The organism is Deltaproteobacteria bacterium (genome assembly GCA_029860075.1).
GTDB lineage: Bacteria > Desulfobacterota > JADFVX01 > JADFVX01 > JADFVX01 > JAOUBX01.
This window is the reverse complement of the sequence record JAOUBX010000024.1, coordinates 23239-36736: the sequence shown is the minus strand read 5'-3', so window position 1 is coordinate 36736 and position 13498 is coordinate 23239. Positions and strand designations below refer to the sequence as shown.

The window sequence follows — 13498 nt, the reverse complement described above, 5'->3', positions numbered from 1 at the left end:
GGGCGGATAAAAATCTTCAAAGTGTGCCGTGCGAAAAGAACCCACCCTGACAACTAAGTATAGCCTTTAAATCACAAATGTAAAGGCCCAGGGAAAACAAGGTGAGTCTCAGCTCCCCACAGTTTGCGGCGGGGCCTTTGATTCACTTTGAGTTACCCTTGAAATTTAATATTAATTTTTCTTTGAATGGGACGGTTCTTTCGCAGAAAGGCAGGATTGAGGACCCAAAAAATAGCAGGCTGTCTTTAAAAAATTCACTTTGTCCTGAAAAGTTAAAATTTATAGGTAAGACGTGAAACAACGGTCCTCGATGAATAATCTTCCCCTTTAATTGCTTCATAACTGACAGTAACATTCCATTCTTTATTTAAGCTGAAATAAGAATAAGCGCTGTAACTCCGCTGAATATCCCTTTCTTCCGTTGTGTCGTATTCAGTCAGCATATACGAGCCGTTTAAAGTAAGGCGGGTTTTCTCCGTCAACTGCCGGCTAAGGCCAAGCATATAAGTCTGATAGCGGGAATCATGCCTGTCCGTCACCACACCATTTAAGTCAAGATGAACAGTCGTCCCCAGCAGCTTGCTGTTTGCAAAACCTGCCTGGCTGATAGTCGAATCCTGCCTTTCGCTGCCGGGTATATCATAGCTGAACCTCTGCAACTCATATTTACCGTAGATATTATATCTATCCAAAAACTGGCGGTTTGCTCTCATATAGTAAGACTCCTGCTTACTCCCCGTTATTTCAAAATCCATCGATTGGAAAAGTTGAAAAGCCTGGAAGCGGCTATAACCCAGGGAGAGGCTTTTTTTGAAATCGGGCCTCAGCGTAAGCTCGGCAATGACATTGGTCAGATCAAAGCTTTTCTTTTCCTGGTTCCGGTCCGAGATAATTGTACTATAAAACCTCACTTTATCCGTTAGATGCCAAAAGAGCTTTCCATAGACATATTCACGGTCCGTCTCTCCTTTGAACTTATTTTGAACCATGGCAAAATGGGCATTTATTTTATTTTTATTATAAAATAAATAGGCGCCTGCCACCCTGTAGTCGGAATTATATTCCTCCGTATAAGGGTCAGGTTTTGCCCCGCCGAAAAGACCGATACCGGTCTTTTTTTTCTGCACAATGAGATTGATTCCATCGACATGTTCCAGAAAAAGTTCTTTCGGCCATAGTCGCCCCATGGCAAAGTAGATATTATCGGAGGGCCCTGTATATTCAAAATTCAGGGCGCTGATACGTTCATTTTTCAAAGTGCTGCTGCTTTCTTCTCCACTGATTGTTTTTCTTGCCGTCATGTCTAAATGAAATGAAAGGCTTTCAGCTTTATTCAGTTTTGTTGAATTCATATGGACACGGCTCGTCAGAAGATGACGGTTATTGGCCGAACCTGAATCAGATGAATAAAAATCCTCAATAGATATGCGGCCGCGGTGTTCAGCGGCGAAGGTATCCCTTGCTCCCAAAAAAAGCAAAAGTATCTGAACCAGTACAACTTTATATAAATGGTTTGGCAATAACATAAAGCTGTTCTCTAGGGTTTTCCTGTCGTGTGGCAGCTTAAACAGCGGGAATTTAAAGTAGTTTTATGAACTTTTGCTCCTTCTGCCTGATGGCATTCAACACATCCACCGCTATTCGTGAATGCGCCGCCGGGATGGCATGCCCCGCAGTCATTTGGATTTGTCCCGTTATGATTCAAAGGGAAACTCGTTGGAGGGTGGGTAAACGCCCATGAAGCCGTTGAGCGATGACAATCCTCACAGGTTACCCAGTTGTAGGTGGTATGATTTACCGACCTGGGCGGATTGCTGTAGTTAAGGTGACAGGAGGCGCAGCCCGTACCGGCCGGCGGGTGCGCTGTCGTCCAGGTTGTCGTTGACTGGTGGCAATCCTCACAAAGAGTCAGGTTGTTTATGGTATGACTGGCCGGCTTGGGGGGAGTGCTGTACGCAATATGGCATAAGGAACAGCCCGTGCCATTTGCAGAATGCGTAAAACTCCAAATTACCGTCGATTTGTGGCATTCCTCGCAAGTGACCCAGTTATTACTTGTGTGGCTTGCCGATTTAGGCGGGTTGCTGTAGTCAAGATGGCAGGAGGAACAGCCCGTGCTCACTGAAGGATGGGCAAAAGTCCAGAGCGCCGTCGATTGGTGACAATTCTCACAGGTCACCCAGTTGTAGGTAGTATGCTTTGCCGTCCTGGGGGGATTACTGTAGTCAAGGTGACAGGAAGAGCAGCCCGCAGTGACTGAAGGATGGGCAAAAGTCCAGAGCGCCGTCGATTGATGGCATTCCTCACAGGTCACCCAGTTACGGCTTGTGTGTTTTGCCGTTTTGGGCGGATTGCTGTAGTTAAGGTGACAGGAGGAACAGCCCGTGCTCACTGAAGGATGGGCTGTCGTCCAGGTCGTCGTTGACTGGTGGCAATCTTCACAGACGGTCAGGTTGTTTATGGTATGACTGGCCGGCTTGGGGGGAGTGCTGTACGCAATATGGCATAAGGAACAGCCCGTGCCATTTGCAGAATGCGTAAAACTCCAAATTACCGTTGATTTGTGGCATTCCTCGCAAGTGACCCAGTTATTACTTGTGTGGCTTGCCGATTTAGGCGGGTTGCTGTAGTCAATATGACAGGTGGAACAACCCGTGCTCACTGAAGGATGGGTAAAGGTCCACAGCGCCGTCGATTTGTGGCATTCCTCACAGGTCACCCAGTTTTGGGTGGTATGCTTTGCCGTCCTGGGCGGAGTACTGTAATCAATATGGCATAAGGAACACCCCGTACCATTTGAAGAATGGGTAAAGGTCCACAGCGCCGTCGATTTGTGGCATTCTTCACAGGTCACCCAGTTTTGGCTGGTATGCTTTGCCGTTTTGGGAGGATTGCTGTAGTCAAGATGACAGGAGGAACAGCCCGTACCGGCTGCAGGATGAGTAAAGGTCCACAGTGCCGTCGATTTGTGGCATTCCTCACAAGTCACCCAGTTATGGGTGGTATGCTTTGCCGTCCTGGGAGGATTACTGTAGTCAAGATGACAGGAGGAACAGCCCGTACCGGCCGCAGGATGAGTAAAGGTCCACAGTGCCGTCGATTTGTGGCATTCCTCACAGGTCACCCAGTTTTGGCTGGTATGCTTTGCCGTTTTGGGCGGATTGCTGTAGTCAAGATGGCAGGTGGAACAGCCCGTACCGGCCGCAGGATGAGCAAAGGTCCACAGCGTCGTTAATTTGTGGCATTCCTCACAGGTCACCCAGTTTTGGCTGGTATGCTTTGCCGTCCTGGGAGGATTACTGTAGTCAAGATGACAGGAGGAACAGCCCGTGCCGGCCGCAGGATGAGCAAAGGTCCACAGCGCCGTCGATTTGTGGCATTCCTCACAAGTCACCCAGTTATGGCTGGTATGCTTTGCCGTTTTGGGCGGATTGCTGTAGTCAAGATGGCAGGAGGAACAGCCCGTACCGGCCGCAGGATGAGCAAAGGTCCACAGCGTCGTTGATTTGTGGCATTCCTCACAGGTCACCCAGTTTTGGCTTGTGTGCTTTGCCGTCCTGGGCGGGTTGCTGTAGCCAAGGTGGCAGGCGGAACAGCCCGTACTGACGGACTGATGTGCTGTTGTCCAGGTTAAGGTTGACAGGTGACAATCCTCACAGGTGGTCAGGTTGTTTATGCTATGACTGGCCGGTTTAGGAGGAGTGCTGCTGTTAAGATGACAGGAGGAGCAGCCCCCGCTCACTGAAGGATGGGCCGATGCCCAGGTAGCCGTTGATTGATGGCAATCCTCACAAAGGGTCAGGTTGTTTATGCTATGACTGGCCGGCTTGGGGGGAGTGCTGTAGTCAAGATGGCATAAGGAACAGCCTGTAGCCGCCGCAGGATGAGTAAAAGTCCACAGTGCCGTCGATTGATGACAATTCTCACAGCTTACCCAGTTGTAGGTGGTATGCTTTGCCGTTATGGGCGGATTGCTGTAACCAAGGTGGCAGGCGGAACAGCCCGTACTGACGGACTGATGAGTTGTTGCCCAGGTTAAGGTTGATTGGTGACAATCCTCACAGGTGGTCAGGTTGTTTATGCTATGACTGGCCGGTTTAGGCGGAGTGCTGCTGTTAAGATGACAGGAGGAGCAGCCCCCGCTCACTGAAGGATGGGCCGATGCCCAGGTAGCTGTTGATTGATGACAATCCTCACAGACGGTGAGATTGTTTATCCTATGGCTTTCCGGCTTGGGGGGAGTGCTGTAGTCAAGATGGCATAAGGAACAGCCGCCGCCCTTTGAAGAATGCGTAAAGGTCCACAGCGCTGTCGATTTGTGGCAATCTTCACAGGTCACCCAGTTATTGGCGTTATGGTCTGCCGGTTTGGGTGGATTGCTTGAATTAATATGGCAGGAGGAGCAGCCCGTGCTCACAGGTTCATGCCTGAAACCCCAGCCGATAAAATTTACAAAATGACAATGGGTACAATCCTGACTGTAGCCGTCACTGAGGTGATTGGGGGCAGCCATGTATTGGCTTTCATGACAACTGATGCATCTTCGGGTAGTCGCTTTATAGAGACCGTTGCTATGACAGCTATCACATTCAGCCAAACGGTGGTTTCCCATTAAGGGATAAATGGTTTTGCTATGGTTGAACGCCGTCGGGGCCCATGTGAATTCTCCGTGGCATTCACTGCAACTGAGCCTTCCAAATTGATTAAAATGAGGGTCTTCATGGCAGCGGCTGCATTCTCTCCTCAGGTTTTTAAATGAGCCCTTAGTTTTATGGCAATCAATACAAATAAGGTCTCTGTGAACACCTTTTAAAAAGAACCCTGTTTTATCGCCATGAGGATATTTTTTAGGCTGCCAGTCATACTGCGTATGGCAAACATTGCATGCACCCTTAAATTCACCTTTGTGAATATCCTTGTGGCAATGAGCGCACTTTTTCTTTTTTGACTGATACCTTTTATTTTTATGGCACTTTTTACATTTGACTGTTTTGTGCTTTCCAATAAGGGGAAATTCACTCTGTTTGTTATGATCAAAAAAACTTTTTTTCCAATCGGCAGCGTTATGACATTTACCGCAGGTCTTCCCTAATGCTTTTTTATGAATATCATCCTTCTTATGGCAGCTATAGCACCTGGATGAAGTTTTCCTGTACTTTCCTTTAAAATGGCACCTGTTGCATTTTGTCTTCAGGTGCTTTCCTTCCAGCTTGAAACCTTTGTACCTTTTGGAATTATGGTCAAAATGAGAAGGTTTCCACCGCTTTTCCGAATGGCAGTTCGTACATTTTTGGCCTTTAAATTGCTTTCTATGGGGATCTCTGTGACAGTCGGAGGTGACACAGCTGCCATATTTCAGACCTCTGTAACGGCCTTTTTTATGACACTTTTCACAAGATGTTTTTCTATGCCTGCCTTTTAGCTTAAATCCTTTATAATAACTGGAACCATGACGAAAGAGAGAGGGGCTCCACCGCCTGGTGGTATGACAATCGTCACATTTTTGGCCCTTAAACTGCTTCCCATGAGGGTTTTTATGACAATATGATGAATTGCAGGTATCAAATGGAATTCCGGTAATTTTCTTTTTTTTATGGCATTTCCCGCAAGCAACTTTCTTATGTTTTCCTGTTAAGGGATATTTCGTTTTTGAATGGTTTATTTTTACGACCTTCCACCCCCCGGTAACATGGCATTCTCTGCATAATTTTTTCTTTGTGATTTTTTCCTTTTTATGCGGATTTTTATGGCAGGAATCGCATCGTTTAAAATGTTTGATCTTATACCTGTTTTTTCGGTGGCAATCCTTGCATTTAACTTTTAAATGCAAGCCCGTCAGTTTATAAGCAGCGTCTCTGTTATGATCGAATTTCTCCGTCTCTTTCCAGTCTCTGAAATTGTGACAGCTCAAGCAATCCTTTTTTAAGCGGCCTTTATGATAATTCTTATGACAGGAGAGGCAGTCTGCCTTTAGACCACGAAAAGTATTTTTCTTTTTATGGCATTTTTTGCAGGCAATCTCGCCATGTCTTTCTTCCAGTTTATATCCCGTCTGATTATGGTCAAATTTTTTCTCATCAAGGGAAATCAGCTTATAGTTGCGTCCTTTATGGTCACCATGACACTGGATGCAGGGATCGCTGTATCGCGCATGGATACTTTTTTTGTTTCTAATGAGCTTGTCCAGCTTTTCGTGGCAATTGAGGCACTTTTGATCGGGCACTCCCCCTCCCAGTTTATGGCATTTGGTACAACTCTTGATGGCATCGTACTTTTCATGGGATTTAGCCAGCTTGCCCGGACTGATAAGCGATCCCAGGTCTTCGGCCTGAAGCTCCGTATGGATAAAAAGAAAAAGGATGATAAAGAAAAATGACTTCATTTACACTCCACAAGATAAAAAAATTCGACTGTAACGGGGTAAATGTCCGTTCTGCTTATCAGACGGAACGAAAGAGAAAGTGAACACAGATATGGATAAACATGATCAAAAACATGACGATAGCCAGTGGGATATGAAATACGTGCCAATAATGCAACAGCTTGTGTGAAGTTGCCAGAAGCCGCTTTTTTCTAATAAGGCTTGCTCTCTTTTTTAGCTGGTCGATAACTTCCTTTTGTAATTTTCCGCTCATCTGAAAGTCTGATCTTAGTCTTTTTTTCAGAAAAATGAGCTTAAACTTATTTTTAATATCCATCTTCATCATGAGAAAAAGAATATAAGGCGGGGAAAGCTTTTCCATATCTTCCTCTCCCGAATCTATCATTTTCATCAGGCTGAGAAGCTTGTCATGTCCCAGATTTTTGTCCAGGCTGAGGCTAAGAGATTGCACTGATTCTTCAATGTCACTGACCTCCAGTTCGGCGCCGGAAATATTTCGGGGAATCTGCACGTAAATGTATCGCCCCAAAATCCCGAAAATCATGGTGATGATCATGCACCAGAAACTGGTGGCAACGAGACCGTTAAACTTGAACGTCGTATGAAAGGTGATAAGAATAGGGCCTAAAATTCCCAACAGCATATGAAAAGAAAGCCATTTACGCAAAGAACCGAAGGATCGAAAAATGGACACCCGCTTTCTTACACTGTAAAACATCATGACCATCATCATGATAGAACCGGCCCAACCGAGATCAATCCAGATTCCCTTGCTCGGCCCATATTCGATGGAATAGCCCAGAAGCAAATCATGGGAATGCAGAAGTTTTAAAATACTTATTTGAGGAATATATTTTTCCGTTAGTCCTTCATAGGTAAAAATAACAATAGTGTACAGGGCCATAAAGGCGAGAAACTTCTCAAAAGAAAAAGCCTTTTTCTGTGATGATGCTTTTTCTTCTTTTCCCCGGGAAGGGTAGTTTGGCGTCAAAAGAGGCGTCTTTGCTTTTAATTTAAGAGTCGTTATCATCTCATGTCCTCCACATTTTCATATTATGGCAACAAAAAAAGCCGCCAAAGAATTATCTCTGGCGGCCCGGCAGACATGGAAAGAAGAGAGAATAAATTTATCTCATCCTTTCTTTAGCCCCGTTGCTCTGCGCCCCAAGGTTTCCCAGGGTTTGCTCTGAGCAGAGTGTTTTTTGATTAGCCCAAAAACATCTAAATTTCATTAAGCAAAAAGAATGCCGCAAGTGACCTGTCCCTCTCGTTGCTTGTAATATCTGATTTATTTAAAATTCCACCTGTTTTTTTCAGCACAAAAAAAACAATTTATATAGAATAAATTTCATATAATCATGAAAAAAATTCAAACCCTGCCGATAAAAAAACAGGCGCCCATATCAATAAATGTCGCCATTGCCGGCGTAAAAATACCCTAAAAAAACGATTTTTTTATGGCTTCACCAAAAGAAGCGGAAACATAACATAACAAAAACCTTTTGTCACGACATAAATCACCTTATTAAATTGACTGGCTGATAATTGCCTGCTATACAATCAATCGAGGCGGCAAGGAATAGAATCAATTTTTAGCATGGGAGAACATAAATTTAATTGCAATAAAAAGTTTAGCCCCTTCCTCCTTTATGGTACTATTTCGTTGACCGCTTTTTATGGATCTGAGGGGTCACAATTAATTTCATGAGGGAGCACATTAAGAAAATGGGAAATGAAACAGCAGGAGATAAAGCGGTAAAGTCAACTTCAGGGGAGTCAGGCTGGAAAAGGTATGACAACATCATCTCGCTTCTTATAGGAGATGATTCCAAAGAAGGCGCCTGCAGCATCAATATTTCAAAGCAGTTCAATCCCGGTGAATCGGGGCGCCTGTCAATTCCCGGAAACCTCAATGCGGCCTTTCTTATTTGCCTGTCGGCGGAAAATCATCCCCGCTACGGCGAGGCCCTTGCCTACCTGAAAGAAATGGAATACGATCCTCTCTGGAAACATATTGCGTCCTTCTACAGAGAAGGCCTGGAAAGGCTGCCTGCTGAATTTAGGGAATTCGCCCATAATAAGGAAATATCCCTATTAAAAGATTTTCCGGAAGGTGAAGACCGGACTGACAGCCAAAAGTTTCAGGAAAAACTATGGTCCCTCTTTCATCCAGAGGCGGTTTCTATTATTGACCGGCAAACGGCCCAAAAGGCTTCGCTCAGAGAAAAAAGAAAAGTTAAGATAGATTTTCTCAATCCAAATCCCGTTAAAGACGTTGCCGCAGAAGTCATTTTTACTTCGAATGCCCTCATTACCATCCCTTCATCACAAACTGATTTGGGCTCTCTTCATCTTGAGGAGAATCTGAAAAAAGCGCTCCATGAGGTTAGCGGAGAAGATCAGCTCTTCTGGTATGATCATCCTGTTCAGATTGGAGTAGAGCCTGAGAAAAATGAAATTATTTATGGGCTCAGACATCTTTCAGAGACCCTGCAACATGAAAAAAAAAGAGGGAATGTGAACGAAGCGTCAGAGTTGACATGCCTCCTTTCAGTCTCTGTCACTCACGAAGGCTTGCAGGGGCTGGCAAAAGATTACATTGAAGGGGAACTTAATAAGGTCCATAAACTGCCGGGCCTCAATGTCTACCTCTTTACCGAGGCCGACACATCAAAACTGCTCCACCAGGTACTGATTCCAGCAGCAGAAAGATATCTGCCTGAAAAGGAAGATAGCGCCCTTTTGCTAAAAGAGATTATCGGTGTTGACGGCATGTACGGCAGGCATTACAGTTTCCTTAAGGCCATTACCGCCTTCTGGCAGGTTTTTATCGCCCCGCATGTAAAGGCAACCTTTAAAATCGATCTCGATCAGGTCTTTCCCCATGAAGCCCTCCTTAATGAAAGCGGAGAGTCCGCTTTTGAGCACCTTATGTCGCCCCTCTGGGGAGCCGGGGGGACCGACTGCGATGGCAACGCCCTTTCTCTCGGGATGATTGCAGGGGCGCTGGTTAATGAAAAAGACATCGCAAAGTCGCTCTTCACACCCGACGTTACCCCTCCCCCGGCCCCTTTTACAGGGGAGGACAGGCTCTTTTGCAGCAGGGTTCCACAAGCGCTCTCAACGGTTGCCGAAATGATGACCCGCTATGACGATGAGATAGACGGCAGGAAGTCCTGCATTCACAGGATCCACGTTACGGGCGGAACAAACGGTATCCTTATAGATTCATTAAGGAAGCATCGCCCTTTTACTCCCACCTTTGTAGGAAGGGCTGAAGACCAGGCCTATATCCTCTCACGACTCTTCCACGACGGGGGAGAACCGGCGCTCAGGTATGTTCATAAAGATGGTTTTATTATGCGCCACGACAAGGAGGCCTTCGCCGGGGAAGCCATCAAGGCCGCTGCAATAGGCAAACTCGTGGGAGACTACGAGCGAATCATTATCTTTTCATATTATGCCGGAGCCCTTCCATGGAGTACGGAAGAGATTAAAAAGGTCATCAACCCTTTTACAGGGAGCTTTGTCAGCCCTATTCCCTTAAATATCGCCTTTCTTCGCCTGGCCCTTAAGGCAGGCGCTTTCCTTGCCCATGAAAATGAGGAAGAACGCTATAAAGGGCTTGAACTCATCAATACAGGCGCAAAAAAACTCAAATCAGCCATTGAAAAAGTGACGGCAGAGGGCGGTCTAAAGAAAATATTTGAGAGGGAGAAAGAAGCCTGGGACCTTTATTACGATATTCTGGATCATATGGAAAAGGCCCTTAAAAATGAGGATCCCTTTGCCCTTAAACTTAAAGAAAAGGCAATGGAACTTGCAGAGAATACCCTTATCAGGCTATAAAAAGAGGACAGGCTACTTTAAATGACAAAGGGGGGAAAACATAACTATCCGGATTGCCGAAGACAAAGCGATGCGTCAAAATTCGCCTGGCATTGAAATGACAACTTCGTCACTGCGGTAGCTTCTCCGGGGCAGCTTTTCCGGGGCAGCTTCTCCCGAAAATAATCATAAACAAAATGTGAAAATCTGCGTCGGAAGAAAACCCTTAAAGAGACATACCCTGCGCCTTTTCCTGAGGCACTTCAGGGGCTTTCATCCGGATCATTTTGACGAGGATAAGAAGCAGCATGGCTGAAGACAGGAAAAAGACAAGGCCACCTGCCCTGATGATAATGTCGAAATTGGAGGCAATGCCGAAAAATAGTATCACTACGGAGGTAAGAAATAGGAGCAGTTGTCTGTCGGCTTTCTTATCGGAACAGATATCTTTCATAAGCGGCACCTTGACTTTACCGATGAGGAAGCTGAAGCGGTGAAACCAGACAAGGAAAGGAAGGATTTTGTAAAGCATGCCTGTTGTAACAGTCAGGCCAAAGCCGACGATAAATAGATGACCAAAGAGGAAACGCGGAATTTCAGTATCAACAAAGAGCGTCACAATGAGGGCGATAAGGGCCGGAGGAAGAATGATAAGCCCTCTTTGCCAGGCCTTGAGTGTCGTATCCTTTATTTTTCTTCTTCTTTTCCCCATAAGCGCAAAAGTTTCCACTCCGAAAAGGGTAAGTGCCGCTAATCCCGGAATGGCTGCACCAAGATAAAAAAGAGAGCCAAGGTTCGTAAGCAGCGCCAAAGGAAGCAGAAGGAGGGAGGTCCCGTAGAGCCGGAGAATAAGAGAGGCCTTCTTTTTTGGAAATTCAGGCGTCATATAAAACATGGGAATAACGTGAAAACCGACGCCCATTATAAGCCCGCCAACCCAACCGAAGAGTCCCGTCACCATGTGTGTCCCCGTCAATCCCATCCGGTTATCTGACATTTCCCATAAAAAGGCATGGGTACCGGCAAAATAGATGCCCAGCAGAATGGTTATGAGGAAAGAAGTGACGGAAATGCGCATGGCAACAACCGTCGGTCTGTCGGCCTTCACCTTGAGCAGGGCAATGGAGATTTGAACAATAAAAAAAAGAAGCGACGGAGCAAGCGCTGCTGCTCCGGCAATAATGAAGGGCTCTTTGGCAAGGTACATTCCTGACACAATGAGGACAACGCCGAGAGAAAAGAGGCTGTGCACCACTCTTGAAGCCCTGATAAAGGGAACCGTCCCTCCGACAAGGACAGGCACCATCTGGTAAAAAGCCCCCATCATAATCATGGCAAGCCAGCCGAGCGTAAAAAGATGGGTAAGGGCAATCGTTTCCGAGCCCCAGATACTGAGAAAAAGATCTTCTCCCCTGATAGCTATAAGCAGGCCCGCTATGATGCCGTAAGCGGGAGCAGAGAGAAAAAACCTGACGGGAATGTCCTCAGGCGGCGCCTGATCGAGGCTTACACCGGCATACATCTAGTTTTCTCTCCAGATAAGTATTTTGATCCGATTTTCACGCTCTTCCCTGATTTCATGCTTTAATCCAAGTTCATCGAGCCGGGGAAAGAGCAGCCTCGGCCTTTTCCTGTGCACCATCATGACTGCTTCGTCATCTCCCATGTGGTGAACAGCCTCCAGTACCTTTATCATAGGTTCCGGAGGCTCGAGTTCCCTGCAATCGACAGTTATGATTTTTCTTGAATTAATGATGTCGGACATGCGCCACGATTCAGGGCAGATAGGTTTGCAGTGTGCGGATGGTCTCTTCTGAATCACCCGGGGCATGCTGCTCGATCATGGGGTAGAGGATGCCCTCTTCCTTGACATTATGCTGCTGCATGAGGATGACCATGGTATCGCCGTTTGCAATTGCTGTTTCAAGATCATTTGCATCAAGGGCTTCCTGCATCTGGCTAAGCACGCCCCTCATCTGCTCATGCTCCATAGTCATTACCTGGACAGGTCCGCCAACCATGCCCGTTGCTTCGGTAAAGAGGGGAAAAAGCACATTTTCCTCTTCACCGAGATGTCTCTTCATTCCGAGATCAAAGGCCCTTAAAAGCTCCATAGCCTTCGCTTCATCACCGTCATTCCAGGCAGCTTCCGCATCGGCATAGAGTTCATCGCATCTTTTGTGGTCAAAGGTCATATAAGCGACAATGCTGCCGTGAATCACATCTTCAGGCGCAAACCTCCTGATTTCACCTTTCCACATCCGGGGTCCGTTAACAAGCGGCGCCCAGATAAACTCATTTTTAAGTTCCCTTTGAACAGCAGAAATTACGCCAAAAAAATCATCTCCACAGGACAAGGTCAATTTGTCATCCTTTTCAAGACCTTTCACAGCCTCTACAATTTCTTCTTTTCTTTCATCAAAGCCGGAGGCCGAAAGTTTCAGTTCTGTCGCCATCTAATTATCTCCTTGCAATTGGTAATTTTTAAAGTCGCCATTATAGTTATTTTCCTGTCCCATGTCAATGAAGTAAACACTTACTAACCAAATATATTTCTGCATGCTTCTTGTCCGTGTGAATCATAACTTATTCTCTTCATCTATTCATGACCGGTTTTTTTCAAATAATATTTCCATACCTCATTATGAGCTTCTTTCCTCAACATTTTTATGATATATACTTAACTAATTTTTCCTCACCTCTGGTAAAAGAATGCATAAACAACAAAAAATGAAAATTCCGGGGAGATATCCATGAATAAACACATCGTTGCTACCCTGGCCGGCCCTGATCATGTCGGGATAGTAGACAGGGTGACAAAGAAAATTCTGGAACTGGGAGGCAACATCGAAGAGAGCCGCATGGCAAGGCTCGGCGGTGACTTTGCCATGCTCCTTTTTATATCGATATCTGCCGAAAACAGGGAAAGCCTCAGCGCTTCTCTTGAGAGGTTCAACAAGGATGGATTTCAGATTTTTCTGCGGGAAACCGAAGGGGAAGCAAAAACCAAATATACAGGGTGGCTTCCCTACCTGGTCGAGGTCAGCGGAGCAGATCACGAAGGGATCATAAATTCCATTACTCATAACCTGGCAAATAATGGTATCAATATAGAATCAATGGATACAAATACGGCGCCTGCTCCCATGAGTGGAACCATACTCTTTACCATGACGGCCATCGTCGTTGCACCTCCCGATCTGAAATACCACAAGTGGCGGGACCCTCTCGATGATATATGTAATGCCGTCAATGTTAACATTAAAGTCTCTCCCTACAGAGGTTAAT

The 13498-nt window shown here is 45.9% G+C and carries 8 protein-coding genes and 1 riboswitch; of the genes, 2 read left to right on the top strand and 6 right to left on the bottom strand.

The features are described 5' to 3' along the window. Positions 1-272 precede the first annotated feature (272 nt). From OEV42_09160 to OEV42_09150, 3 genes are read right to left on the bottom strand one after another with little or no spacing between them, the layout of a single operon-like run. Entirely contained in the window at positions 273-1520 is a 1248-nt protein-coding gene (locus tag OEV42_09160) for a hypothetical protein (GenBank protein ID MDH3974432.1), read from the bottom strand. Positions 1521-1537: 17 nt separating this feature from the next. Beyond that, positions 1538-6382 (bottom strand): hypothetical protein, encoded by a 4845-nt coding sequence (locus OEV42_09155; GenBank protein ID MDH3974431.1) that lies wholly within the window; start codon positions 6380-6382, stop codon positions 1538-1540. Between the two features lie 58 nt (positions 6383-6440). Next, a complete protein-coding gene (locus tag OEV42_09150; protein MDH3974430.1) occupies positions 6441-7412 on the bottom strand; it encodes a hypothetical protein in 972 nt (323 codons plus the stop codon). A 57-nt stretch (positions 7413-7469) separates the two neighbouring features. Then, positions 7470-7578, bottom strand: a riboswitch (cyclic di-GMP riboswitch). Between the two features lie 529 nt (positions 7579-8107). Between OEV42_09150 and OEV42_09145 the strand changes: the two genes are divergently transcribed. Then, positions 8108-10231, top strand: coding sequence for a hypothetical protein (locus OEV42_09145; protein ID MDH3974429.1), 2124 nt, complete (start codon positions 8108-8110; stop codon positions 10229-10231). A gap of 205 nt (positions 10232-10436) precedes the next feature. On the opposite strand, the gene OEV42_09140 is transcribed toward OEV42_09145, so the two are convergent. The 3 genes from OEV42_09140 to OEV42_09130 are packed head-to-tail and all read right to left on the bottom strand — an operon-like array spanning position 10437 to position 12666. Beyond that, entirely contained in the window at positions 10437-11732 is a 1296-nt protein-coding gene (locus OEV42_09140; protein MDH3974428.1) for a hypothetical protein, read from the bottom strand. Continuing rightward, complete coding sequence (locus OEV42_09135) at positions 11733-11975, bottom strand: DUF2249 domain-containing protein (GenBank protein MDH3974427.1); 243 nt, start codon at positions 11973-11975, stop codon at positions 11733-11735. Positions 11976-11985: 10 nt separating this feature from the next. Continuing rightward, positions 11986-12666: a hemerythrin domain-containing protein gene (locus OEV42_09130; protein MDH3974426.1), complete on the bottom strand. Its 681-nt coding sequence runs from the start codon at positions 12664-12666 to the stop codon at positions 11986-11988. 297 nt (positions 12667-12963) lie between these two features. Between OEV42_09130 and OEV42_09125 the strand changes: the two genes are divergently transcribed. Continuing rightward, on the top strand, positions 12964-13497 hold the full coding sequence (locus tag OEV42_09125) for a transcriptional regulator (GenBank protein ID MDH3974425.1): 534 nt from the start codon (positions 12964-12966) through the stop codon (positions 13495-13497). Position 13498: the final 1 nt, after the last annotated feature.

What these genes read in the sequence shown, in the direction of transcription:
- OEV42_09155 (MDH3974431.1), bottom strand. Translation starts at nt 6,382, where the DNA reads ATGAAGTCATTTTTCTTTATCATCCTTTTTCTTTTTATCCATACGGAG.
- OEV42_09150 (MDH3974430.1), bottom strand. Translation starts at nt 7,412, where the DNA reads ATGATAACGACTCTTAAATTAAAAGCAAAGACGCCTCTTTTGACGCCA.
- OEV42_09145 (MDH3974429.1), top strand. Translation starts at nt 8,108, where the DNA reads ATGGGAAATGAAACAGCAGGAGATAAAGCGGTAAAGTCAACTTCAGGG.
- OEV42_09140 (MDH3974428.1), bottom strand. Translation starts at nt 11,732, where the DNA reads ATGTATGCCGGTGTAAGCCTCGATCAGGCGCCGCCTGAGGACATTCCC.
- OEV42_09135 (MDH3974427.1), bottom strand. Translation starts at nt 11,975, where the DNA reads ATGTCCGACATCATTAATTCAAGAAAAATCATAACTGTCGATTGCAGG.
- OEV42_09130 (MDH3974426.1), bottom strand. Translation starts at nt 12,666, where the DNA reads ATGGCGACAGAACTGAAACTTTCGGCCTCCGGCTTTGATGAAAGAAAA.
- OEV42_09125 (MDH3974425.1), top strand. Translation starts at nt 12,964, where the DNA reads ATGAATAAACACATCGTTGCTACCCTGGCCGGCCCTGATCATGTCGGG.